A 23,570-nucleotide genomic window follows, 5' to 3' on the forward strand; every position below is an offset into this window, starting at 1 on the left:
AAAACTTTTTTTGAGATTTGTTATGTGATTTAAATAGTTTTAATAAACCGACGCGCGGGGGGGGGCCCCCTCGTCGTCGCGGCCGTGATCCTGCGCAGGCAGATCGACGGCCTCGGCGACTCGAAGCTGCTGTCCCCGGCGGTGCGCGAACGTCTGTACGACCAGATCGTCCGCGTCTCCCACATCGGATTGGTGATCATCCCGCCGGGGGAGATCGACGCTAAAGGTCTTCACAAATGCAACGTTTCAGGAATGCGGCGGGCTGTCGCACAGTTGCCTTGTGACCCGGAGTACATCCTGACGGACGGCTTCCCGGTGCCGGGCCTCCCGGCGCCGTCGCTGGCCGTGTGGAAGGGGGACCAGGTGGCCGCATGCGTGGCGGCGGCGTCGATCGTGGCCAAGGTGACTCGAGACCGCCTCATGGTCGCGCTCGACGGGCGCTACCCGCAGTACGGTTTCGCCGTGCACAAGGGGTATGTCACACCAGGACACCGGCTGGCGCTGGAAACGCACGGGCCGTGTCCTGATCACCGATACTCCTTCGTCACGGTGGCGAGGGGGATGGGTGAAAATGAAATGGGGGCCGGGGTTGCCTGACCAGGCGAACCGGGGGACCGGTACGACAGGAGGACCGCGATGAGCGCAGAAGATCTCGAAAAGTACGAAACCGAGATGGAGCTGCAGCTTTACCGCGAATACCGGGATGTCGTCGGTTTGTTCACGTACGTGGTCGAGACTGAGCGTCGGTTCTATCTGACCAACTCGGTCGACCTCGACGTCCGTACCGCGGAGAACGGCGACGTCTTCTTCGACGTGAAGATGCAGGACGCCTGGGTGTGGGACATGTACCGGCCGGCGCGGTTCGTGAAGAACGTTCGGGTGGTCACGTTTAAAGATGTGAACGTGGAAGAACTGGCCAAGGCGGACCTCGAGATGCCCAAGGAGGGGTTCTCGGGGTGACGAGGCGGGGGCCGTACCCTCTCGCAGCCTGACCGGCCGCCGGCGGCATGCCTCTGGACGGGCTCAGCCAGCACGCGCCCCACAACCTCACCACCAGGCGCCACAGACACCCCCTCGCGGGCCACACACGTGCTTCCCACCGAGGAACCGTCGCCGTGGACTGTAGCCGCGAGTCGTCACCGTGGGACTGCAACGGCGAACCACCGCCGTGGGACTGCAACGGTCAGCCGCTGCTGAGGGTTGCAACGGTCGGCCACTACTGAGGACTGGAACGGTCAGCCGTTACTGTGCATGCCCCGGCAAGCCGTCACCGTACGCCGTGCGGGGCGGCCAGCGCCGCGTACCCACGCTCATGAGCCCACCGTGCCCTATGGCGCCCCAGAGCGCCCTATGCAGGCGCTGTGGCACCCGGATGGCTCACCGCGGTGTACAGCCCCCAAACCGCCACCCGCACCGACCCCTGTGAGCCAGCCGCTAACCCTGGTGCGCCGGTCAGGTCGACTGACGCCGCGGACCACTCCCACGAGCGTCATCCCTCAGGTCCCCAAGCTGCCACCTTGCAGCGGCCGTTGCGTGCCAGTGCTAAGGCCCATCGTCGCTCGAGGAGCGACGCAATCCACCGCCACAAGCCGCGATAACGCACAGCCGCGGCAACCCACGCATGCCCACAGGCCTGCCCACACCACCCAAGGCACCGCTTCGCCCACGGCACCACGCTGCCCCACGGCACCACACCGCCCCACGGCACCGCGTCGAGCCGTGCCACCGTGCCCACAGCCACACCACCCATGCCCACATGCGACCAGCTGGCCGAAACGCCAGACACCACAGCCATCGGCACTGCAAGCCTCACCCGCGAACCGGACCCACGGCCCCAGCCGCGGGCCAGCCCGCTGGCCCTCAGACCGTTGGCCCTCAGACCGCTGGCCCTCAGACCGTTGGCCCTCAGACCGCTGGCCCTCAGACCGTTGGCCCTCAGACCGCTGGCCCTCAGACCGTCGGCCCCTGCATGACCCGAGCCTCGTCCACGGACCCGTGCCCCCACCGCGTGAGGCCCGTGCGACCGAGCCACTCGCCGACCAGCACCGCCGAGCCTCAGCCCCTCACCCATCCCTGGACCCAGAACCCCGCCCGTCCGCAACGCCGCCCGTCCGCAACGCCGCCCGTCCGCAACGCCGCCCGTCCGCAACCGCGCTATCCACAACCGAGCCCTGACCCACCCCCACCATCCCCAGAACCCCATTCGGCCCCACCCCCACCACCCCTCATCCACGAAAGTCGGTGCCCGGACCAGCACCAGACCGACGACGGAGGTGGCACATGGCCGCGAAACACGACCAAGACCTCGGCAAACAAGGCGAACAGGTAGCGGTGACCTACCTGGAGGCCGAGGGGATGCAGATAATCGCCCGCAACTGGCGCTGCCGCCAGGGCGAGATCGACATCATCGCCGAAGAGGGCTCCACCCTGGTCGTCGTCGAGGTCAAAACCCGATCGGGCAGATCTCACGGCACAGCCCTGGAGTCCGTGAGCCCGGTCAAGCTGGCCAGGCTGAGGATGCTCGCGGCCAAGTGGCTGGCCGCGCAGCCGCGCACGTTCCGCACCGTACGGGTGGACGTGGTCGCCCTTGAGCGTTTCGCCGGTGACTTCGCCCTGAGTCACGTACGGGGGGCGATCTAGATGGCCGTGGCCCGTACGCGCAGCGTGGCCGTGATCGGAGTCGCCGGCCGCACCGTCGAGGTCGAGGCCGACGTGGGCAACGGCCTGGCCGGCATCCACCTCATCGGCCTCCCCGACACGGCGCTCAGCGAGGCCCGAGATCGGGTCAGGTCCGCGATGGTCAACAGCGCCTATCCCTGGCCCGACGCCCGCATCATCGTCAGCCTCTTCCCGGCCAGCCTCCCCAAACGCGGTTCCCAGTTCGATCTCGCCATTGCCGTGGCCATTCTGGGCGCCGCGGGCATGATCCCGGCCGAGCGCATCGCGGAGCCGTTCTTCCTGGGTGAGCTCGGCCTCGACGGCCGCATCAGACCTGTACGCGGCGTGCTGCCCTCCATCCTCGGCGCGGCCAAACACGGTGACGTCACCGTCGTCGTCCCCGCCGCGAACTCAGCCGAGGCCGCCCTGGTGCCCAACGTCAAAGTGATCCCGGTTTCACACCTCCGCCAGCTCGTGGAGTGGCTGCGCGGGGGAGACGATGAGCCCGAGCCCCGGGTCGAGGAGTGCGCAGAGTTGCCCAAGTCCACCGACGGCCCGGCGGTAGATCTTGCGGACGTCGTGGGCCAGCCGGTCGCCCGACGGGCTCTGGAGGTGTGCGCGGCAGGCGGCCACAACCTCTGGATGCTCGGCCCGCCGGGCACCGGCAAGACCATGCTGGCCGAACGCCTCCCCACCCTCCTGCCGGACCTGGAGCTCGACCACGCTCTGGAGGTCACGGCCATCCACTCCGTCGCGGGCGCCCTGCCGCCGAATGCTCCCATGATGAGCAGACCCCCGTTCGTCAGCCCCCACCACACGGCGACGTCCGCCGCGATCATCGGCGGAGGCAGCGCGATCGTACGCCCAGGAGCCGTCTCCCTCGCCCACAGAGGCGTCCTCTTCCTGGACGAGGCCCCCGAGTTCCCCCGCCACGTGCTCGACGCCCTCCGGCAGCCTCTGGAGTCCGGCCGCGTGACGGTGTCGAGGTCCGCGGGCTCGGTCACGTTCCCGGCCAGGTTCATGCTCGTCCTGGCGGCCAACCCCTGCCCGTGCGCCCAGGCCGAGGACCAAGGGGATACCTGCAAGTGCACCCCAACGATCAAGCGCCGCTACCTGGGCAGGCTCTCCGGCCCGCTCCTGGACCGCATAGACATGAAGGTCACCGTGGTCCGCTCGTCCAGACGCGAACTCCTGGCCGACCGCCAGTTCGTAGAAACGAGCAAGACAGTGGCCGAACGCGTCCTCCTGGCCCGCGAACGCGCCGCCAAACGCCTGACCGGCACGCCCTGGCGCACGAATGCCGAAATCCCCTCCTCCCTGCTCCACTCCGACTACCGCCCGTCCAACGAGGCCATGAAGCCCATGACGTCCTGCCTCGACTCCGGCACCCTCACCGCCCGCGGCCTGGACCGCGTCGTACGAGTCGCATGGACCCTCGCCGACCTGGCCGACAAGGACACCCCGGAGGAGGACGAAACAAATGCCGCCCTCAGCTTCTGGCTAGGAGTGAAGTCCTAACCCCACCCCAAACCCGACCCCCCACCCCAAACCCGACCCCCCACCCCACACCCCACCCCACACCGCGCCCCACGCAGCGCCGCGACGTGCTTTGGGCACTACGACGTGCTCCGGCACCGCGACGTGCTCCGGCACCATGACCTGCTCCCGCACTACGACCAGGTCCTCATCCCGTTCAGCTCTCGCCACCGGCCACCCCCATCCCTTCAGGAGCCCTCATGCCCAGCTCAATCCCGGGAGAAGCTGTGGCCACCACTGCCACGATCACCACCTCGTCCACGACCACTACCTCGGCTGCGGTCGCCACCTCGCCCGCCATCGCCCCTTCGGCTACGGTCGCCCCCTCGGCTACGGTCGCCCCCTCGGCTACGGTCGCCCCCTCGGCTACGGTCGCTGCCTCGGCCACTACATCGACCTCGGCCACTACATCGACCTCGGACTCAATCTCGGCCAGGAGCGAAACTGAGGCCAGAGCCGCGCTCATGAGGGCGGCGGACGTCGGCGACCCCATCATGGGCCGTCTAGTGATGCGGTACGGGGCCTCATCGGTAGTGGAGGCGATCCGCGCCCGCACTCTGCCACCAGAGTTCGTAGCCCAGGAAGTCAAGCGGGCTCAGGAAGCTCACCAAGATCGTCCCCCCGACCTCACCGCCCGTCTCAACGCCTGGCACGCCCGCCTGGCAGCGGCCAACCCAGCAGCAGACCTGGAAAACGGAGAAAAGTCCGGAGCCCGATTGGTCACCCCGGGAAGCCCGGAATGGCCCACCCAACTGGACCAGCTAGGCCCCGGCCGCCCCCTCGGTCTGTGGCTCCATGGCACGGCCGACTTGCGCTTCTCCTGCCTCAAGTCAGTGGCGGTCGTGGGGGCACGAGCCGCCACGTCGTACGGCACCCACATCGCAGCCGAGTTTGGCGCCGGTCTCGGCGAGTCGGGCTGGACCGTCGTGTCAGGCGGCGCCCACGGTGTGGACGGTGCGGCGCACCGAGGAGCCCTGGCCGCCGATGCACCAACGGTGGTAGTCCTGGCCTGCGGTGTGGACATCTGCTACCCGGCGAGCCACGAAGTCCTGTTCTCCGCCGTTAGAGATCGGGGCGTCGTGATCAGCGAATGCCCGCCCGGCGTCCACCCCACTCGAGCCCGCTTCCTCATCAGAAACCGCCTGATAGCCGCCCTGTCAAGGGGGACGGTAGTGGTCGAGGCAGCCCTACGCAGCGGAGCTCTCAACACAGCCGCCCACGCCGTATCGCTCAACAGACACCTGGCGGCAGTCCCGGGCCCGGTCATCTCGACCATGTCGGCCGGCTGTCACAAGCTTCTCCGCGACCGCAAAGCCGTATGCGTAACCTCTCCGGAGGAGATGATCGACCTGGTCGGCGTAATAGGCGACGACCTGGCCCCTCCGTCCCGAGCTCCTGCAGTCCCCAGAGACAAACTCAACGAACCCACCCGAAAAGTCCTCGACGCGATCCCCACCCGTGGTGGCGCAGGTCCTGCGTCCATAGCGGTCGCCGCAGGGCTAAGCCTGGACGCCACCTTGAGCGCCTTGGGCGGCCTAGCGGCCGCAGGCTACATAGAACGAACCACAAACGGCTGGCGCCTTCGCAAACAGTTCGCCTCCTACCCCAAAGCCCCCGATTCCGCGGCCCTAGAACCCCCAGCTACCCCCGAGCCCGACGCATCCGACGATCCCCCGTTCCCAGACGACGACTTCCCCCTCGAACCCGAGCAGCACGGTTGGCGCTGAGGCACAAACAATCCACCTCTGAAGGCACCCGGACCGAGCCAATGCGACGACCGCTATGGCCCGAGAAACTGCTGCCCGATCGGTACAGGGCCCTCGGGCAGGGAATGGCCCGCCAGCTCGGGCAGGGAATGGCCCGCCAAGCCGCCCAGCCGCCCAGCCATGCGCCGACAGCCGGCCGTGATGTACGGGGATGGCGTCCGACACGACAGAGCCTTGGGAACTGGGCAACGACTTGTCACGTGGGTAACGGCCCGCCATGCTCTGGTCGGCGGTCGGCGGTCGGCGGTCGGCGGTCGGCGGTCGGCGGTCGGCGGTCGGCGGTCGGCGGTTGGCGGCGGGCTGGACGGCGGGCTGGACGGCGGCGGGCTGGACGGCGGCGGGCTGGACGGTGTGTCGCCATCTGACGGACAACTCCGGCCCGGACAAGACCGCCGAGTTTGTCTATGCGGTGGGCTGGGCGGTGAGTGGGTAGGTGGGGACAGTTGTCTGACCTGCCAGGACCGTTTGGTGCGAGGCGAGGGTGTCCGTTCGGGCGATGCCATAAGTCACCGTCGCTGAGACGTGGAGGCAGGCGAACATACTCCTGCATGCCGGCTTCCCGGGGGACGTAACCCCGCGCCCCGGGTCGCCGCCAAACATTCGCGCCCGCCCCGCCCAGCGTTTTGTTTTTGAGGAGCGCATGGGCGCTCCAGAGCCCGTCGTTTCTGAAGCGCTCTCAGCCTTCGGCGACACCCACCGCTGTGTGCCCTCCCCGCCTCAACCACATCATCCTCAGACCGCGCGTCCGCTGGTCCGCCGGAGGGGCGCCCGGCGTCCAGGAGTCGGTGGACCCAGCGGGGCTGAGGGAGGGTTTTCTCCCCGTTCAAATGTCGGCCGCCTCAACTGGTGAATGTCAGCGGAACGACGAAGATGTCAGTGAAATCAGGGATGTGAACGGCTTTGTCTGTGCTGGTCAGAGCATTGATCACGGGCTGCGACAAAGTCGGGGTCACCGGTTGCGGATCCCCTTCGCGAACCACCGCTCGCGGAGCAGACTGATGTCTGCGGCCATCGCTTTGCTCTCCTTCGGTCTCGACTTAGGCCCTCGAAGGAACAAGCGATGGCCGTCACCATTTCCCAGCTCCTCGCTCTTGAACTTCCAACTCCACGCTCGTGAGCGGTCGTCCGAGTTCGCTCGGTCCTATGGCGCAGACCACGATCAAGTTGAGGTGGCACTGCGCCTGCTGCTGTCATGGCCGAAAGGGTCCAGGGCGAAGATGCGCGGCCAGGTGGTGTGACTCCACTCCATGGTGCTGGGTCGGCTCAACGCGGGAAGGCAACGTGAACCGCCCCGACTTTGATGGAGACCCTGGAGTGCCCTGGGTTCGATGGAGTCGCGTTTCTGGATTGTCATGCCACGATGGACGTGTTCTCGAACTGGTGTGCCCCGAGTCTGGTGGAGTCGTGGTGTGCCCCGGGTTGAGTGGAGGTGGTCCATGCCAGGGTGGAGGGAACCGAGGTCGTTCACCACAGCACCTACGAGAACCCGCAACCTGGCCGACTTCGAACGGGTCTCCGAAGTGCCGTTAACCCGGGCGGGCGGCTGGACATCTGCGGGCCCGGGTCGAGGGCCTGGCCTGGCGCGCAACGGGGTCCTGGGCGCCTCCAGGGGCTGGCGAACCTGGCGCGAAATGACCTGAAACGGGGCAAACAAGGCGCTGGTTGACCACGGGCGGGGTTGGTTCGTGGTTGAGAGGTGCGGTGTTGTTCTGACTCCGGTGGTTATGAGTTGTTCCTGGGATGGGGTTGAGCTTGAGTGGGGCGATGAAGTTTTTCTGCCTGTCGTGGCATGGCAGTTAGTGGGAGGGGTCGGAGTGTGAGTTCTGGGATGAGTGGGGGTGTCGGTCGTGAAGAAGTGGTGGGGGAGTTCGGGCGGCATCTGCGGATTGAGCGGGATCTTTCGCAGCACACGGTGCGGGCCTATCTGACTGACGTCAACTCCTTGCTTGATCATGTGGATGGGCGGCTGGAAGGACTTGATATCGGGGTGCTTCGTGAGTGGCTGGCTGGGCAGTATCGGGCCGGCAAGGCTCGGGCCACGCTGGCGCGGCGGACCGCTTGCGTTCGTACCTTTACCGCCTACTGCTACCGCCGCGGCTGGCTTGCGGCCGATCCGGGGCTGTTGCTGGGCAGCGCGAAGGCGGCTCGGCCGTTGCCTGCTGTTCTCGCTCAGGAGCAGGCGCAGGCCGTCCTGGAGGTGCCCTCGGCTGGGGAGCCGAAGGAACTTCGAGATCAAGCCCTTCTTGAGTTGCTGTACGCCACCGGTGTGCGGGTGAGCGAGTTGTGCGGGCTCGACGTCGATGATGTGGATCGGGATCGGCATGTCATCCGGGTCCTGGGCAAAGGGCGCAAGGAACGGTCTGTGCCTTTTGGGCTGCCTGCTCTTCGGGCGGTGGACAAGTGGTGCATTCACGGGCGGCCGTTGTGGGTTCGGGCGCGGTCAGGGGCTGCGCTCTTCCTTGGGGTACGGGGTGGCCGCATCGATGCGGGGACCGTTCGGCGGGTCGTGCATGCGCGGCTGGCTCAGGTGGACGGGGCTCCGGACATGGGGCCGCATGGGTTGCGGCACAGTGCGGCGACTCACTTGCTTGAGGGTGGTGCGGACCTACGGAGTGTTCAGGAGCTGCTTGGACATGCGTCTCTGAACACCACGCAGATCTATACGCATGTCTCGATCGAGCGGCTGCGGGCGGCTTACCGACAGGCGCATCCGAGGGCCTGATGAGGGATAGCGATGATCAAGTACGCGGGTAGGTCGATGGTTGGCTGAATGCGTCGTCGGATGATCTTCTAGTTTCTGTCGGTCGCGGATTTGCGGTGGCGGCCGGACTTCGCGTTGGTGGTTGTGGGGCGGCTGGGCGCTGGGTGCTTCTCACCACGGTGTCGGGCGCCGGTGTTCGCGGGCCCTTGCTCTTCTCCTGTGCTGGCGCGGTGCTGGCCCCTTCGTCGGGGACGGCGGTCTGTTCGAGTACGTCTGTGGCTGCGCAGGGCTGTGATCAGGAGACCTATCCCTAGCAGGGTGCCGAGGCCGATGGCCGATGTCGTGGTGGCGGTCGAGGCCGAGCGGGTCAGGAAGTCGAGCGCCGGGGTGGAGCGAGCGGGGTGGTGTCTCCGGCGTGAGGTGGTGGGAGTGAAGGAGTCGGCGGCTGCCAGGGGGTGGCGTTGGCCTGGTGTGCTGTCGTGACGGCTTGGCAATGGGGTGTCCCGGGGCAGGCTGTGGGTCTCGTGCTTGATCAAGGTGAGGGTGGGTGGGGTGGCGGTCAGGGCCCTTGGCGTTGCTGGTGGTGCAGGGCCGAGGTCGGCTGGGGATCTTCGTGGCTGTGTGGTGAGCGGGCCGGTGGTCTCTCCGACTGGTGGTTGGAGGAGGTGCTCGTGCTCGTCGACATCCCGTAGAGAGTGCTCATGCGGGAGCGGGTTCTCGTCTTCGTGCCAGAAGGGGAGGAGGCGGATAGTCGCCTGGCCCAGGAGCAGGAGGGGATCGAGGTAATGGGTGCCGCGTCGGAGGCCCCAGTGCAGGCAAGATTCCCGGCAGTGGCCTGATGAGGCTTCTACGACGCCGAGCCTGGATCCCGGGGCGACGGGCTCGCCTCGCCGTACGGACGCTTTGACAGGGAGGTACGTCGTACGGAGGCCGCCCTCGTGCTCGACGGTGACCACGCCTTTTCCGGCTACGGGGCCGGCGAAGCGGATTGTGCCGGGGCCGGCTGCGAGGACTGGGGTGGATGGGGGAGCGGCCAGGTCGATGCCGCGGTGTCCGGCAAGCCAGGGCTCGGGCGGTGGGGTGAAGCGGCGCAGCACGCGGGGATGTCCGTCTAGTGGCCAGCGCCATGTGGGTGGAGATGCTCTTGCTGAGGGAGCGGGGAGAAGAACGATCGCGGCGGCAGCGAAGAGCAGTGTTGTCAGGACACATTGGGCAGCCGTGAGGGCATGGCGAGGGTGGGGCGACATGGCTCTTTGCCCGGGTGTGGGGGCCTGGCCAGTACCGGGTGGTGTGGGGGTTTGGCGAGGCCGGGGTGGTGTGGCCTTTTGCCTGGGTGTGGGGGCCTGGCCAGTACGGGGTGGTGTGGGTTCTTGGCTGGGCGTGGGGGCTTGGTGAGTGTGAAGTGGTTGGTCTTCTCGGGGTGGGTTGAGGGGGTGGTGGGGTGGAGATGATGTGGCGTCTTGGGCCGGTTTGGGGAACCGGTGGGTGGGCGGTGGTGGGGTGCCCTGCGTTGCCTTGGGTGGGTAAGGCGTTCTGTTGGGGTGGAGTGTTTGGTGGAGGCAGTCCAGGGTGGGGGCGCCGATGGGGTGGTGGGTGTCGGGCTCTGTGGAGTGGGTGGGCCTTCCTTCGGTTGTGAGGGTGGTTGTTGACGCTGGTGGGTGGGTTGCCGGGGTGGGAGGGAGAGAGGTCATGGCGCGAGTTTGGTTGAGCGTGTCGGGGTGGTTGGGAGGCGAATGGGGTTCTGGGGATGGAGCGGGCGAGGCGTTTGTGAGCTGTGGATAACTGGCCCGATGGTGGATCGGGGTGGGATGAAGCGCTGCGATGATGGGGCTGCCGGTTCTGGCCTTGTGCAGGTCAGTGGGAGGGGACATGCGCGGACGGTCTTGGTCGGGGCGCGTGTGTGGGGAACCGGCGGGGTTTTACCGGGGCGACGGTTGCTGGGTGGATCGCAGGTGCTGAATCGTCGGGCGATTGCGGAAGGAAATGTGCCGCATTGGCTCCTAGCGTGGCCAACACTTCAAGCCGACAAGGAGCGTCAGATGGAGATTCGGCCGTTCACCATCGCTGTCCCTCAGCCCGACGTCGATGACCTGAAAGTCCGGTTGGCCCGGACTCGCTGGCCGGACGAACTGCCCGGCATCGGGTGGAGTCGCGGGGTGCCGCTGGAGTTTCTGAAGGAGCTGGTTGCGTACTGGGCCGAGAGTTACGACTGGCGCGCTGCCGAGGCGCGGCTCAACGAGTACCCACAGTTCACCACCGAGATCGATGGGCAGCGGATCCACTTTCTGCACGTCCGATCCGGCAACCCCGACGCTCTGCCGCTGGTGCTCACTCACGGCTACCCCAGCGCGTTCGCCGAGTTCACCATGCTGATCGAGCACCTGCGGCAGGACTTTCACGTGGTGGTACCGTCACTGCCCGGCTTCGTCTTCTCCACGCCGGTGGGCGAGACGGGCTGGGCGATGGCTCGTACCGCTCGGGCCTGGATAGAGCTGATGCGGCGGCTCGGCTACGACCGATACGGTGTCCACGGTGGCGACATCGGTGCCGGCGTCTCCGGCGCGGTGGCCGGCCTTGATGGCGAGCATGTCGTGGGCGTTCATGCGGTGACCGATCCGTACACGGCGGCGGCCACGGCCACGTTCCTGCCCGGTATGGCCGACAGGCTCGACCCGGCGGACCCGGTCGACCAGTCTGCCCTGGAGCGGATGGCCGAGTTCCGCGCCGACGGCTCCGGTTATCTGGCGATCCAGAACACCCGCCCCCAGAACATCGGCTACCTGCTCAACGACTCGCCCGCCGGGCAGCTGGGTTGGATCGCAGAGAGCTTCGAGCGGTCGACCGACCTGCCCTATGACCGGGATCAGCTTCTCACGATCGCCAGCCTCTACTGGTTCACCGGCTCTGGCATCTCCGCCGCTCGATTCCTGTACGAACAGGCCCACTCTTCCGAGTGGGGTGCGCCTCCGGCCGTGCCGCAGGGTTTCGCGGTGTTCAGCGCTGATCCCACCGTCCGCAAGCTCATCAACCCGCCCGCCGAGGCCCACTGGACGGAGCATGAGCGGGGCGGACACTTTCCGGCCATGGAGGCACCGGAGATGCTGGCGAAGGATCTGCGGGTCTTCTTCGGGGGGTTGAAGTGATCAAACGCCTCTGACCCGACCGCACTTTCGCCCGCCATCTGTTGGTTTCGGAGCTCGGGTTGGGCTTCGTCTGAGGGGTGGCGGGTCAGCGAGGAGCGTAGCGTTTGCAAGCGATCAAGGAGTTCATGATTTGGGATGAGGGCGGCTCGCTGCCGGGTTTCGCCAGGTGAGTGGGGCCTGGGCGGCGGTGAGGGCGTAGCGGAGATGTCCAGATCCAGATGGCGCTCAGGGCTATGCCTGCTGCGCAAATGAGGATGACCGGGCGTAGACCGATGAATTCGGCGAGGATGCCGCCGGTTATGCCGCCGAGGGCCAGGACGCCTTGCACTGCGAAGGTCATGGTGGCGTTCACCCGGCCGCGGAGCTCTGGGGAGGTTGCGCGCAGGGTGATGGCGCCCATGCAGGTGGCGAAGGCTACGACGATGCCGCCTGTGATCGTTCCGGTTAGGGCGAGCAGCGAGAGTTTCCACCAAAGGGGGCCGGTCAGCAGGCCTACCGCGAGGATTTCGATGGGGAAGAAGAGCACCGAGACGAGCAGGATGCGGTTCTCGCCATAGCGCTTGGACAGGCGGGCCGTGACCCAGGCGCCCAGCATGCCGCCGATGCCGCTCAAGGCGATGAGGGCGCCTATCAGGGGCTTGGGGATGTTGAGCGTGTTCACCATGTAGAGCATGTAGATGGCCGTGTACGCCATGGCGAAGAAGTTGATCGTGACGCCTGCGCCCAGGAGAGCGCGGAGTACGGGATGGGTGACGCTGGTCCGCAGGCCCTCCATGACGTCGTTCCACATGCCTCGGGAGGTTGCCGGCTCGTTCTTCTCCGGGGTGCGGATGGCGCGGAGCAAGAGGGCTGAGGCCAGGAACGACAATGCCTCCGCCAATACGGCCAGCGGGGCCGTGAAGAGCTGAACCAGGAGACCGGCCAGGCTGGGGCCGCTGACGGACGCCACCGAGTAGGAGGCGTGCAAGCCGGCCATCGCCTCGGTTCGCTGGGGAGGGGCGGCGACTGCTGCCAGGTAGGGGAAGTTCGCCGCCCTGAAGAGTACGCCGGCTGTGCCGATCACCAGGGCCACGGTGATCAGCCATGCGACGCTGAGGAGGCCGAGGAGCCAGGCCAGGGGGACTGTGGCGGCGGCTGCACATGAGACGAGTTCGCAGGCGATCATGAGGGGGCGGTGCCGGGTGAGCCGGTCCGCGATGGCGCCTGACTGCAGGCCGAACACGAGGGCGGGCACCGAGGCGGCGGCCGTCAGCAGGCCCATCTGGGCGGGGGAGGCGGCCAGCAGGGTTACCGCGGTCAGGGGGATGGCCAGCTTGGATACCTCCGAGCCGGTGACGGAGATCGTTCGGGCGGCCCAGAGGAGGCGGTAGTCGCGCTGTTTTCTGAGGGGGATGGGCGCGTCTGAGCTGCGGTCATCGTGATTGGGGTGATTCGAGTGGGAGGTGCCATCACGAGCCGCGTGCTTGGGGTCGGGGGTGTGGCGCTGGGGGATGTGGTGCGCACTGGTGGTGTGGTTGTGGTGAGGGGCGCGGTTTTCGTTGGTGAGGTTGCGGTCAGGCATTTGATCCTCGGTCAATGGCGTGGCGACTTGGTCATGGCGCCTTCAGCCTCGGATGTGGCCGGCTGGAGGGGTGGACTGAGCTGACTGGGGTCGGGCTTGTGCGCCGGCCTCGTGGCTGTTACTGGGGTGCGCGGCGCTAAGGGCCGGGTGGGTTGGTGGTTGTGGGCGTTTGGGCTTTATGTACGGGGTTGGCGTTTGGTGGTGCTGGGCTGAGCGCGGTTGGCCTGGTTGTCGGGCCTTTTGGCTGGTTATGGGTTGCGGGGGATGTGGTCTGGGTCGTCGTTGGTTGTGGGGTGCCCAGGCTCCGGGGAGTGCCGGGCCGGTGGGTTGATCGCGGGTGGTGGGAGTGGCTTCGGCGTTGGTGTTGTGAGGGTGGGGGACGGGGTGCTGGACGTATTGGTCGGCGTGGCTTGGGGTGATTGACGAGCGTTCTGGCTGGTGCGGGGGCATGGTGGAGTTGTGAAGGGAACGCTTCATAACTGTGAAGATATCCCTTCATAGTTTTGAAGGCAATGCTTCACACCTTGGGACGGGTAATCTTGGCGGCATGAGTGAGGGGCTCAGTGATCCCAGGGCGATGCGGGCGCTGGCCCACCCGGCGCGCCTGATGATCCTCAATCGGCTGGGTCTCGAGGGCAGTGCCACTGCCACCGAGGTGGCGGAGATCGCGGGGATCACACCCAGTGCCGCGAGCTATCACCTGCGCATGCTGGCCAAGTACGGGTTCGTGGAGGACGCGCCGCCGCGTGGTGATGGCAGGGAACGGCTGTGGAAGAGCGTGAACAAGCCGATCAGCGTCGGAGTCAAGCCGGGCGATCAGCCGGACGTACGGGATGCCAAGATGGCTCTGATGCTGGCGTTCCGCCGGGAAGCGCATGAAGAGGCGGATCGCGCTATGGCGGCCGTTGAGGCTGAGCCTGATGAGTGGCGGGATGTCACCCGGTTCAACCGAATGCGGATCAGGGTCGACCCGGAGGAGCTGGCTCAGCTCAACGAGTCGATCGAGAAGCTGGTCGAGCCGTACCTCATCGCCAATCGCGATGAGAAGGCCGCGCCGAGCGGGGCCAGGATCGCCGAAGCGCAACTGAACCTTTTCCCGGTCGCGAAGAGGCCGACGCCGGGGCTGCCTACCGAGGATCACGATGCGGCCGGCTGATGTGGAACCGGCAAGGGTGGGCGGAGAGCCTGGCTGAGGCGGTGGTTGACGTGCGGGATTGTGCTCTGGTCCGCAGCTGAAAGTGGTTGGCGTGCTGGACCGTGTTGTGGCTCTCGGCAAGGGTTGGGCGGAGGGCCTGGCTGACACGGTGGTCGACGTGCGGAGCCGTGCTCTGGTGCGCGGCTGAGGTGCGGGTTTGGCCTGGTGGTTTGTGGGGGTGCACTGCCCTGTGCTGGTCGAGTGGCAGGAAGCGGCCGATGTTGGCGCGGTGCATGTCAGATGTTGATGGTGTTTGGTGTCTGGATGACTGAGTGATCACGATGGGGGTGGGTGTGGGGGGAGAGAGCTGGATGTCTGATTGACCGTTGACGGTCAGGCTGGGCTGGTGCGGGAGGTAGACTTTTCGGTGGCCTGTGACCACAGGCCGACTTCGCATGCCCCACTGCGGACCGCGCCATCGGTCCGGGCCATGGGCCCGGCTGGCGGGGTTTCGGGGCATCAGGGCGGCAGACGACGCGCTGCTGCGGCACAACCGAGAACCGCGCCCTTACGCAGGGCGCCAAGACCTGGAGGACCAGCACATGGCCCCCGTCGTCACCATGCGACAGCTGCTTGAGAGCGGCGTTCACTTCGGTCACCAGACCCGGCGCTGGAACCCGAAGATGAAGCGATTCATCTTCACCGAGCGCAACGGCATCTACATCATTGACCTGCAGAAGTCGCTCTCTTACATCGACCGCGCGTACGACTTCGTCAAGGAGACCGTCGCCCACGGCGGCACCATCCTGTTCATCGGCACCAAGAAGCAGGCTCAGGAGGCCATCTCCGAGCAGGCTGCCCGAGTCGGGATGCCGTACGTCAACCAGCGCTGGCTGGGCGGCATGCTCACCAACTTCTCCACCGTGCACAAGAGGCTTCAGCGGCTGAAGGAGCTCGAGGAGCTCGACTTCGACAACGTCGCGGGCTCGGGGCTCACCAAGAAGGAGCTCCTCATGCGCCGTCGCGAGAAGGACAAGCTCGAGCGCACGCTCGGCGGTATCCGTGACATGGGCCGCGTGCCCAGCGCCGTGTGGGTCGTCGACACCAAGAAGGAGCACATCGCGATCAGCGAGGCCAAGAAGCTTGGCATCCCTGTGGTCGCGATCCTCGACACCAACTGCGACCCCGACGAGGTCGACTACCCGATCCCGGGCAACGACGACGCCATTCGCGCCGTCGGTCTGCTGACCAGGGTCGTCGCCGACGGTGTCGCGGCCGGTCTGATGGCTCGCTCCGGCGCCGCTCGCGGTGACGAGAAGCCCGCCGCCGCCGAGCCGCTGGCCGAGTGGGAGCGCGAGCTCATCGAGCAGGGCACCGGCGACGCAGCCGCTGAGGCACCCGCCGCCGAGGCTGAGGCGCCCGCCCCCGCGGCTGAGGCTGCTCCTGAGGCCGCCCCGGTGGCTGAGGCGGCCCCCGCTGAGGAGGCCGCTCGTGAGGCTGACGCCGAGCCGCAGGCCTGACGTCAGCGCTCAGGTACCCGGGTTTCCCAGGTACGGGCCCGTCCCGGTCGGGTGGGTGAAGAGTCCACCAGGCAGGGCGCGCGCCTTGCTCCGGCGAACGGAACGGCAGGACGAGGGATGTCCCTGGTCCTGCCGTGACCGGGCAAGGAACGGGCCACGAAGACAAGTGAACGATTGAGCGAGGGGCCGCGGCCTCGCCGGGTGAGTGATCGCCAGGCGAGGACGCTTCCCAGCCAGGCAAGGACCAAGAGCCGGGCTGAGATCGAGGCTCAAGGTTCAGGGCCGATGCCGAAGCTGAAGCTGAGGCTGTGAGCCGGGATCTGGGCCGTAGGTCAAAGGCCTGGGTCGCGGTCCAGGGCCGGGCCGGGTCCGTGAGGTTGCGGTTCAAGGGCTGTGGTCCAGGGCCGGGCCTGTGAGGTCGCGGTTCAAGGGCTGTGATTCAGGGCCGGGTCCGTGAGGTCGCGGTTCAAGGCCCGGGGCCGAAGCCCTGAGCCGAGGTTCGGGCCGGGGCCTGAGGTCTGGGTCCGGGCTGGGGCCTGAGGACTGGGTCGCGGGCTGGGGCTGTGAGCCGAGGTCTGGGTTGCGATCCAGGGTTGGGTCGCAGGCCGGGCCGGTGGTGAGCCGGGCCGTTCCGGGTGACCGGGGCGGATGACCGGGCCGGGTTGGACCGGGTAGTTCAGCAGGCCAGGGTGGTCGGCCGGGCCGGAGAGGGCGGTTTGCCCGAACCGGGCGCGGCGGGTCGGCCGGGTGGCGTCAGTGCTGGCTGGTGATGGTCCAGGATGGTAAGCCAGGGCGAGGCTGGGCAGTATGCCAGGCGAGCCGGGCCCCGAAACGCAAGACAGAGGCTGACGCAAGACAAAGGCTTCCGTACGGCAAGCGCCCGCCGTACGAACCAAGGGTGAGCAGGCGTGCCGTTGCCCACCTGATCCACGACGACGACGAAATCCCACAAGGAAAAGCAATGGCTTCCGTGAACATGGCCGATGTCAAGCGGCTTCGCGAAATCACCGCTGCCGGCATGATGGACTGCAAGAAGGCGCTCGAGGAGTCCGAGGGTGACTTCGACCGCGCTATCGAGCTCCTGCGCCTCAAGGGCGCCAAGGACGTAGGTAAGCGCGAGGCCCGCACCGCCTCCAACGGCCTGGTCGCGCTCAAGCAGGACGGCGACTCCGCCGCCGCGCTGCTCGAGCTCAACTGCGAGACCGACTTCGTGGCCAAGGGCGAGCGCTTCCAGGAGTTGGCCGGCCAGGTTGTCGAGCACATCCTCGAGACCAAGCCCGCCGACGTGGCGTCGCTGCTCGAGTCGTCCTTCGACGGCAAGACCGTCAAGGAGCACCTCGACGTCGCCAACGCCGCGCTCGGCGAGAAGATCGAGATCCGCCGGTTCGCGGTCCTCGAGGGCGGCTACATCGGTGCTTACATGCACAAGACCGACCCGGCGCTCCCGCCGGCCGTCGGCGTGCTGATCCAGCTCGACAAGCCGAACGCCGAGGTCGCCAAGGACATCGCGCAGCACGCCGCCGCGATGGCCCCGCAGTACCTCAAGGCAGCCTCCGTCCCGGCCGACGTGGTCGAGAAGGAGCGCAAGCTCTTCGAGGAGATGACCCGCGAGGAGGGCAAGCCCGAGGCTGCCATCTCCAAGATCGTCGAGGGCCGCGTGAACGGCTGGTACAAGGACTTCACCCTCCTCCAGCAGGCCTTCGTCAAGGACAACAAGAAGAGCGTGGGCAAGTACGCCGAGGAGAACGGCGTCGAGGTCCAGGCCTTTGTCCGCTTCAAGGTCGGTCAGGCTTAGGCTTAGGCAAGCAACCGGCCAGGCAGGCCCGCCGCTCAAGGCGGGCCGCCCGGCCAAGGCAAGAAGCTAGCCGACAGCCTGAACTTGATTCACCGAACGAAGGAGGCCGCCGCCGTGCAGGACCACCGGGAGCCAGCCCACGAATCCACACGGACGGCGGCTTCCTCATCTCAAAATCCGCACAACCCGCTCAGATGGAAGCGGGTGATGCTGAAGTTGTCAGGAGAGGCGTTCGCCGGTAGCGAGCCGCTGGGCATCGATCCGTTGATCGTCGATCATCTGGCCGATTCGATCGCCGAGGCCGTCAAGGAAGGCGTACAGGTCGCGGTCGTGGTCGGTGGCGGCAACATGTTCCGCGGCGCCACCCTGTCGCAAGGAGGCATCGACCGCGCCAGAGCCGACTACATGGGCATGCTCGGCACGGTCATCAACTGCCTGGCCCTACAGGACTTCCTCGAGCGGCGGGGCGTCGAGACGCGCGTCCAGACCGCCATCACCATGCAGCAGGTGGCCGAGCCGTTCCTGCCGCGCCGCGCGATCAGGCACCTCGAGAAGGGGCGCGTGGTCATCTTCGGCGCCGGGCTCGGCTCGCCGTACTTCTCCACCGACACCGCGGCGTCCCAGCGGGCCCTGGAGATCGGCGCGGAGGCGCTGCTCAAGGGAACGCAGGTGGACGGGATCTACGACTCCGATCCACGCAAAAATCCGGATGCGGTCAGGTTCGACCACCTTGATTACGGCGAGGTGCTGCTCCGCGACCTCGCTGTCATGGACGCCACCGCGATCAGCCTGTGCAAGGACAACGATCTGCCGATCGTGGTCTTCGACCTCATGGGCGAGGGCAACATCCTGCGAGCGGTACGCGGTGAGAAAATCGGCACGCTGGTGAGTCCCGCAGGCAAATGAGGGAGCGAGCCCGACACCGCCAGCTAGAAGACAGGGAGCCGCTGTGATCGACGAAACCCTCCTCGAAGCCGAGGAAAAAATGGACAAGGCCGTCTCGGTCGCGAAGGAGGACTTCGCGACCATCCGTACGGGCCGCGTCACCCCCTCGATGTTCAACAAGATCAACGCCGAGTACTACGGCACGCCGACGCCGATCCAGCAGCTGGCGTCGTTCCATGTGCCGGAGGCGCGCATGGTGCTCATCCAGCCTTTCGACAAGAGTTCGATGGGCGCCATCGAGAAGGCCATCCGCGATTCCGACCTCGGTGTCAACCCCACCGACGACGGCCAGGTGATCCGCGTGACGTTCCCGGAGCTCTCCGAGGAGCGGCGCAAGGAGTACATCAAGGTCGCCAGGAACAAGGGCGAGCACGCCAAGGTGTCGGTGCGCAACATCCGCCGCTCCGCCAAGGAAGTCCTCGACAAGATGATCAAGGATGGCGAGGCGGGGGAGGACGAGGTCAGGCGGGCCGAGAAGGAGCTCGACGACCTCACCCAGAAGCACGTCGCGAAGATTGACGAGCTGCTCAAGCACAAGGAAGCCGAGCTGCTCGAAGTCTGAGCGGCACGCCGCACGGCGGACCGCGTGCCCCAGGCAGCAGGCCTACGGTAGTCGCGTTGGGCCGGCCGCCGCAGGCAGCGGTTCGCACCTATGGCGAGTCGTCGCAGGCGGTGGTTCGCACTTACGCGGGTTGTCGTGAGTGGTGGTTCGTGCCTGCGGCGGGTTGTCGTGGGTGGTGGTTCGTGCCTGCGGCGGGTTGTCGTGAGTGGTGGTTCGTGCCTGCGGCGGGTTGTCGCGGGCGGCGGTTCGCACCTACGGCAGGTCGTCGTTGGGTGGTGGTTCGTGCCTGCGGCAGGTCGTCGCGGGTAGCGGCTTGGGCCTACGGTGGTCGCGTTGGGCGGGCCGCCGCAGGTAGCGGGTCTTGAACGGCCCTCGCCCCGAGTGGCGGGGGCCGTGGCTCTTGGAGAAACTCTGTGGAAGAACGTACGGCTGACACCAGCTCGAGCGGCGGCGGCCGTACCGGAAGGAACCTGCCCGCCGCGATCGCGGTCGGTGTGGTGCTGGGCGCGCTGGTCATCGGCACGATCTACACGATCAAGGAGCTGTTCCTCCCGGTGGTCGCCGCTGCCGTGGGCGTCGGCGCGATGGAGCTGATCAAGGCCTTCGCCACCCGTGGGATCAAGGTGCCCGCCGTGCCGGTGCTCGCGGGCCTGGTGGCGATGCATGCGGGCGCGTACTGGGGCGGGCCGACGTGGCTGCTGGCCACGTTCGCGGTGTTCGCGTTGGTGCTCCTGGTCTGGCGCATGTTCAGCGACGGGACCGACGGTTATGTACGGGACGCGTCGGCCTCGGTGCTCACGCTGTTCTATCCCGCCATGCTCGCGGCGTTCGTGCCCATGATGCTGCGTCTCCACGACGGCGACCACCGGGTGCTGATCTTCATCGCGGTGACCGTGGCCAGCGACATCGGCGGTTACTTCGCGGGCGTGCTGTTCGGCCGGCACAAGATGACGGCGATCAGCCCGAAGAAGACCTGGGAAGGGCTCGCCGGGTCGGTGATCGCGTGCACGGCCGTCGGGGCGTGGCTGGTGGTCTGGCTGATGCACGGCGCCATCTGGCAGGGCGCGCTGATCGGCGCGCTGGCGGCGGTGCTGGCCACCGTGGGCGACCTGATCGAGTCGATGATCAAGCGGGATCTCGGCATCAAGGACCTGGGCACCATCCTGCCTGGACACGGCGGTCTGATGGACCGGCTCGACTCGCTGGTGACGACGCTGGTGCCGGTCTGGCTGCTGATGACGCTGTTCTTCTAGCTACCGCTGCTGCGCCTCCAGCGTCGCGGTGGTGACCGGTGAGAGCCAGAGCCACCGTACGGCCTCACCCCCGAACGCGAATCCCGACATGTCTGGCATGTGGGGTGCGTTGGCCAGCATCAGGACCCCCGAATACCGCGGCCCCAACGGGAACGTCGAAGGCTCGTGATACCACTTCGCCGTGTGCCCGTGGCCGAGCCACGTGACCGAGTGCCACGGATACTGCGACAGCCACACCAGCAGCAGCGCCGCGTCGCGCGGGTCCTCGCGGGTGGCCACGGCCAGCTCGATCCTGGCGTAGGCGCCCGGCTTGTCGATCCACTGCTCGACCGTGGGCATGCGCTGGCAGCTCATCCCCACCGTGGACAGCACGGTGTAGGCGCGGCCCTGATGCGGCGGCCGTTCGGTGATGCCGACGGTCGGGAGCCGCTCGCCGCTGGCGTCCCAATAGCGCCCCGCGGGACCGAGCGCCCCGTCCAGATGACCCATCACGAACTGCTGGAACGACGGCCACGACCCCTCGCTGTGCCGCCAGCCCCAGTAGGACCTGGCGTTGGAGAGGCGGGGCTGCAGCCCTTCGAGAGCCTCCGACAGCGCCCACGCGAACGGCGACTCGCCCACCGCGTCGCGGGAGTAGCCGGGCATGCCCCTGCTCATGTCGGCCCAGCCGGGGATGACCGCCAGCAGCTCCTCGTCCTCGTACAGGGCGACCCCGTCCCCCTCCTCGAACCACAGCGCGGTGAGCTGCCCGAGCGGCCTGCGGCCGTCCGGGTGGAGGGTGTTGGCCCTGGGCATCAGCGGCGGCAGGCCGGCGTTGATGCGGGCCAGGTCGACCACCGCCGGGGCGGGGCGATGGTTGGCCAGCCAGACGGCGCCGTGCACCGTGCCGTCGGGCGAGCACAGGTAAGCTACCGAGGAGTCCTCGTCACGCTCGACCACGAGCGTCCGGCTGCCGTACGGATTGCCGGCGGCGAGAACGACCTCGGCGCCACCCTCGCCAGATGCCGACCGAAAAATCGCCATACGTGATGACTGTAGATCCGGTGGCAGCCACGATGCGAGCCGTACCGTAACCAGGAATGCCACCTCCGATCCGAACGTTCATTACCCTGATTGAAAGCCACTCAAAGCAAAGGCAGGAACGTGTCCCAGCCCCCAGGCCAGCTCACCTTCGTCGCGCCCCGGCGGGCCAAGCCCGCACGGCACCTGGCCGACCTGTCGATGGCCGACCGGCGGGCCGCGGTCACCGAGCTGGGGGAGAAGGCGTTCCGCGCCGACCAGCTCTCGCGCCACTACTTCGAGCGGCTCACCACCGACGTCGGCGCGATGACCGACCTGCCGGCTGCCTCCCGCGAGAAGCTGGCCGCGCTCCTGCCCGACCTGCTGACCTCGGTGAGGGAGATGACCACCGACCGGGGCACCACGCGTAAGACGCTGTGGCGGCTGTTCGACGGGGCGCTGGTCGAGTCGGTGCTCATGCGCTATCCCGACCGGGTCACGATGTGCGTGTCCTCGCAGGCCGGCTGCGGCATGAACTGCCCCTTCTGCGCCACCGGCCAGGCCGGCCTCACCCGCAACATGTCCACCGCCGAGATCGTCGAGCAGGTCGTCGCCGGCGCCCGGGCGCTGGCGGCCGGTGAGGTGCCCGGCGGGCCCGGCCGGGTGAACAACGTCGTGTTCATGGGCATGGGAGAGCCGCTGGCCAACTACAAGCAGGTCATCGGCGCGGTGCGGCGGCTGGTGGAGCCCGCGCCGCACGGGCTGGGCATCTCGGCCCGGGGCATCACCGTCTCCACCGTCGGGCTGGTGCCCGCGATCGGCAAGCTCGCCGACGAGGGGCTGCCCGTCACGCTGGCGCTGTCGCTGCACGCGCCCGACGACGAGCTGCGTGACACGCTGGTGCCGATCAACACGCGGTGGAAGGTGGCCGAGGTCCTCGACGCGGCCTGGGCGTACGGGGCCAAGACCAAACGGCGGGTCTCGATCGAGTACGCGCTGATCAAGGACATCAACGACCAGGAGTGGCGGGCCGACCTGCTCGGCAAGCTGGTCCGGAACAAGCTCGTGCACGTCAATCTGATCCCGCTCAACCCGACCCCGGGGTCGAAGTGGACGGCTTCCCGGCCCGAGGACGAGCGGGCGTTCGTACGGCGGCTGGAGTTCCACGGCGTGCCGGTGACGGTGCGCGACACGCGCGGCCGCGAGATCGACGGCGCCTGCGGCCAGCTCGCGGCCGCCGAATAACCCACCCGCCGCGAGTCCCCCGGGCGGAACGGGGCTAGTGGGGTGCGATCGAGCGGGCGGCGAAGCCCTCGATCAGGTCGGCGATCATGGCGGCACCCCTGCTGTTCAGGTGGATGTTGTCCGTGGTGAGCTGGAGGCCGCGGCCCTTGGAGATGGCGTCCAGGCTGCGGCCGAGCAGGAAATGCTGCATCGCGGCGGTCTGCGCCAGCCGCCCCTCCGCCTGGTAGCGAATGCCGGGAGCCCGGCCCTGCTCCTCCAGGTAAGCCGTCATCCGCTCGTTGAGCGGCAGGTACGTGACACCCTCGGCCGCCGCGACCCGCCGGACGATCTCGCTGTACTCGGCGGCCCGCCGCACCGAGACCGAGTCGAGCTCCTCGCCGATGACGGGCAGGGAGAGCATCGCCACGCGGGCCATCGTCTCGTCCTGGAGACGGCGGGCGATGGTGGTGAGGTTGGCGGCGTAGGCCTCGGGGGTGGGGTCCGCGGAGAGCTTCCAGCGCTTGCGCAGGGTCTTGGCGAGCGTCCCGCTGAGCGTGGAGTTCGCGTCGTTCGTGCCGATCAGTACGGTCACCACGTCGGGGTCCTGGCCCACGACGTCGTCGAGCCGTCTGACCGTCTCCGACGACGGCTCGTAGTTGACCCCGGCGTTGATCACGGTCGCCTCGGGCAGCCGGGAGCGGAGCATGGCCACGTAGTCGGCGCTCACCTGCGCGCGGGTGATGCTGTCACCCAGGCAGATCATTTTCACTGT

At 67.5% G+C, this 23,570-nt stretch carries 19 protein-coding genes; 14 read left to right on the plus strand and 5 right to left on the minus strand.

Annotated features, from left to right (window positions below; genetic code table 11):
- The first annotated feature begins 42 nt into the window (after positions 1-42).
- The 4 genes from ACWDX9_RS20265 to ACWDX9_RS20280 all read left to right on the plus strand — a co-directional run bounded on the left by ACWDX9_RS20265 (position 43) and on the right by ACWDX9_RS20280 (position 4,176).
- Entirely contained in the window at positions 43-597 is a 555-nt protein-coding gene (locus tag ACWDX9_RS20265; RefSeq protein ID WP_449956110.1) for a ribonuclease HII, read from the plus strand.
- A 39-nt stretch (positions 598-636) separates the two neighbouring features.
- Complete coding sequence (locus ACWDX9_RS20270; protein ID WP_026215037.1) at positions 637-960, plus strand: DUF2469 domain-containing protein; 324 nt, start codon at positions 637-639, stop codon at positions 958-960.
- 1,320 nt (positions 961-2,280) lie between these two features.
- On the plus strand, positions 2,281-2,640 hold the full coding sequence (locus ACWDX9_RS20275; protein WP_449956018.1) for a YraN family protein: 360 nt from the start codon (positions 2,281-2,283) through the stop codon (positions 2,638-2,640).
- Positions 2,641-4,176, plus strand: coding sequence for a YifB family Mg chelatase-like AAA ATPase (locus tag ACWDX9_RS20280; RefSeq protein WP_449956021.1), 1,536 nt, complete (start codon positions 2,641-2,643; stop codon positions 4,174-4,176). It abuts the gene before it with no gap.
- 175 nt (positions 4,177-4,351) lie between these two features.
- Here ACWDX9_RS20280 and ACWDX9_RS20285 read toward each other — a convergent pair whose 3' ends face one another.
- Positions 4,352-4,660 (minus strand): hypothetical protein, encoded by a 309-nt coding sequence (locus tag ACWDX9_RS20285; RefSeq protein ID WP_449956024.1) that lies wholly within the window; start codon positions 4,658-4,660, stop codon positions 4,352-4,354.
- A 43-nt stretch (positions 4,661-4,703) separates the two neighbouring features.
- Between ACWDX9_RS20285 and dprA the strand changes: the two genes are divergently transcribed.
- Positions 4,704-5,921 (plus strand): DNA-processing protein DprA, encoded by a 1,218-nt coding sequence (gene dprA / locus ACWDX9_RS20290; RefSeq protein ID WP_449956113.1) that lies wholly within the window; start codon positions 4,704-4,706, stop codon positions 5,919-5,921.
- A gap of 1,855 nt (positions 5,922-7,776) precedes the next feature.
- Positions 7,777-8,682, plus strand: coding sequence for a tyrosine recombinase XerC (locus ACWDX9_RS20295; RefSeq protein WP_449956027.1), 906 nt, complete (start codon positions 7,777-7,779; stop codon positions 8,680-8,682).
- A gap of 68 nt (positions 8,683-8,750) precedes the next feature.
- Here the strand turns inward: ACWDX9_RS20295 and ACWDX9_RS20300 are convergent, their stop codons facing one another.
- The gene (locus ACWDX9_RS20300) at positions 8,751-10,532 is read right to left on the minus strand and encodes a peptidoglycan DD-metalloendopeptidase family protein (protein WP_449956030.1); all 1,782 of its coding nucleotides are present in this window, start codon (positions 10,530-10,532) and stop codon (positions 8,751-8,753) included.
- A 168-nt stretch (positions 10,533-10,700) separates the two neighbouring features.
- Here ACWDX9_RS20300 and ACWDX9_RS20305 point away from each other — a divergent pair, with 168 nt between their 5' ends.
- Positions 10,701-11,804 carry an epoxide hydrolase family protein gene (locus ACWDX9_RS20305; RefSeq protein WP_449956032.1) on the plus strand — a complete coding sequence of 368 codons (1,104 nt, stop codon included), beginning with the start codon at positions 10,701-10,703 and terminating at the stop codon, positions 11,802-11,804.
- A gap of 85 nt (positions 11,805-11,889) precedes the next feature.
- Here the strand turns inward: ACWDX9_RS20305 and ACWDX9_RS20310 are convergent, their stop codons facing one another.
- The gene (locus ACWDX9_RS20310) at positions 11,890-13,365 is read right to left on the minus strand and encodes an MFS transporter (protein ID WP_449956035.1); all 1,476 of its coding nucleotides are present in this window, start codon (positions 13,363-13,365) and stop codon (positions 11,890-11,892) included.
- Positions 13,366-13,912: 547 nt separating this feature from the next.
- Between ACWDX9_RS20310 and ACWDX9_RS20315 the strand changes: the two genes are divergently transcribed.
- The 6 genes from ACWDX9_RS20315 (at position 13,913) to ACWDX9_RS20340 (ending at position 20,575) form a co-directional block, all read left to right on the plus strand.
- A complete protein-coding gene (locus ACWDX9_RS20315) occupies positions 13,913-14,521 on the plus strand; it encodes an ArsR/SmtB family transcription factor (RefSeq protein WP_449956037.1) in 609 nt (202 codons plus the stop codon).
- A 581-nt stretch (positions 14,522-15,102) separates the two neighbouring features.
- Positions 15,103-16,020, plus strand: a complete 918-nt coding sequence (gene rpsB / locus ACWDX9_RS20320; RefSeq protein WP_449956040.1) for a 30S ribosomal protein S2 — start codon at positions 15,103-15,105, stop codon at positions 16,018-16,020.
- A gap of 961 nt (positions 16,021-16,981) precedes the next feature.
- Positions 16,982-17,815 (plus strand): translation elongation factor Ts, encoded by an 834-nt coding sequence (gene tsf, locus ACWDX9_RS20325; RefSeq protein WP_449956043.1) that lies wholly within the window; start codon positions 16,982-16,984, stop codon positions 17,813-17,815.
- 207 nt (positions 17,816-18,022) lie between these two features.
- The gene (gene pyrH / locus ACWDX9_RS20330; protein ID WP_350739050.1) at positions 18,023-18,721 is read left to right on the plus strand and encodes a UMP kinase; all 699 of its coding nucleotides are present in this window, start codon (positions 18,023-18,025) and stop codon (positions 18,719-18,721) included.
- Between the two features lie 43 nt (positions 18,722-18,764).
- Positions 18,765-19,322 carry a ribosome recycling factor gene (gene frr, locus ACWDX9_RS20335; protein WP_192790776.1) on the plus strand — a complete coding sequence of 186 codons (558 nt, stop codon included), beginning with the start codon at positions 18,765-18,767 and terminating at the stop codon, positions 19,320-19,322.
- Positions 19,323-19,735: 413 nt separating this feature from the next.
- Positions 19,736-20,575, plus strand: a complete 840-nt coding sequence (locus tag ACWDX9_RS20340) for a phosphatidate cytidylyltransferase (protein ID WP_350739047.1) — start codon at positions 19,736-19,738, stop codon at positions 20,573-20,575.
- On the opposite strand, the gene ACWDX9_RS20345 is transcribed toward ACWDX9_RS20340, so the two are convergent.
- On the minus strand, positions 20,576-21,598 hold the full coding sequence (locus ACWDX9_RS20345) for a suppressor of fused domain protein (protein ID WP_449956046.1): 1,023 nt from the start codon (positions 21,596-21,598) through the stop codon (positions 20,576-20,578).
- A 120-nt stretch (positions 21,599-21,718) separates the two neighbouring features.
- Here ACWDX9_RS20345 and rlmN point away from each other — a divergent pair, with 120 nt between their 5' ends.
- Positions 21,719-22,819: a 23S rRNA (adenine(2503)-C(2))-methyltransferase RlmN gene (gene rlmN, locus ACWDX9_RS20350; protein WP_449956048.1), complete on the plus strand. Its 1,101-nt coding sequence runs from the start codon at positions 21,719-21,721 to the stop codon at positions 22,817-22,819.
- 34 nt (positions 22,820-22,853) lie between these two features.
- Here rlmN and ACWDX9_RS20355 read toward each other — a convergent pair whose 3' ends face one another.
- On the minus strand, positions 22,854-23,561 hold the full coding sequence (locus ACWDX9_RS20355) for an SGNH/GDSL hydrolase family protein (RefSeq protein WP_449956116.1): 708 nt from the start codon (positions 23,559-23,561) through the stop codon (positions 22,854-22,856).
- Positions 23,562-23,570: the final 9 nt, after the last annotated feature.

It is taken from the genome of Nonomuraea sp. NPDC003201, from assembly GCF_053590415.1.

Coding starts and splice junctions, on each gene's coding strand:
- ACWDX9_RS20310 (WP_449956035.1), bottom strand. CDS start 13,365: ATGCCTGACCGCAACCTCACCAACGAAAACCGCGCCCCTCACCACAAC.
- ACWDX9_RS20355 (WP_449956116.1), bottom strand. CDS start 23,561: ATGATCTGCCTGGGTGACAGCATCACCCGCGCGCAGGTGAGCGCCGAC.
- ACWDX9_RS20300 (WP_449956030.1), bottom strand. CDS start 10,532: ATGTCCCCTCCCACTGACCTGCACAAGGCCAGAACCGGCAGCCCCATC.
- ACWDX9_RS20285 (WP_449956024.1), bottom strand. CDS start 4,660: ATGAGCGCGGCTCTGGCCTCAGTTTCGCTCCTGGCCGAGATTGAGTCC.
- dprA (WP_449956113.1), top strand. CDS start 4,704: ATGCGGTACGGGGCCTCATCGGTAGTGGAGGCGATCCGCGCCCGCACT.
- ACWDX9_RS20345 (WP_449956046.1), bottom strand. CDS start 21,598: ATGGCGATTTTTCGGTCGGCATCTGGCGAGGGTGGCGCCGAGGTCGTT.
- ACWDX9_RS20305 (WP_449956032.1), top strand. CDS start 10,701: ATGGAGATTCGGCCGTTCACCATCGCTGTCCCTCAGCCCGACGTCGAT.
- ACWDX9_RS20280 (WP_449956021.1), top strand. CDS start 2,641: ATGGCCGTGGCCCGTACGCGCAGCGTGGCCGTGATCGGAGTCGCCGGC.
- tsf (WP_449956043.1), top strand. CDS start 16,982: ATGGCTTCCGTGAACATGGCCGATGTCAAGCGGCTTCGCGAAATCACC.
- ACWDX9_RS20275 (WP_449956018.1), top strand. CDS start 2,281: ATGGCCGCGAAACACGACCAAGACCTCGGCAAACAAGGCGAACAGGTA.
- ACWDX9_RS20315 (WP_449956037.1), top strand. CDS start 13,913: ATGAGTGAGGGGCTCAGTGATCCCAGGGCGATGCGGGCGCTGGCCCAC.
- pyrH (WP_350739050.1), top strand. CDS start 18,023: ATGCTGAAGTTGTCAGGAGAGGCGTTCGCCGGTAGCGAGCCGCTGGGC.
- rpsB (WP_449956040.1), top strand. CDS start 15,103: ATGGCCCCCGTCGTCACCATGCGACAGCTGCTTGAGAGCGGCGTTCAC.
- ACWDX9_RS20270 (WP_026215037.1), top strand. CDS start 637: ATGAGCGCAGAAGATCTCGAAAAGTACGAAACCGAGATGGAGCTGCAG.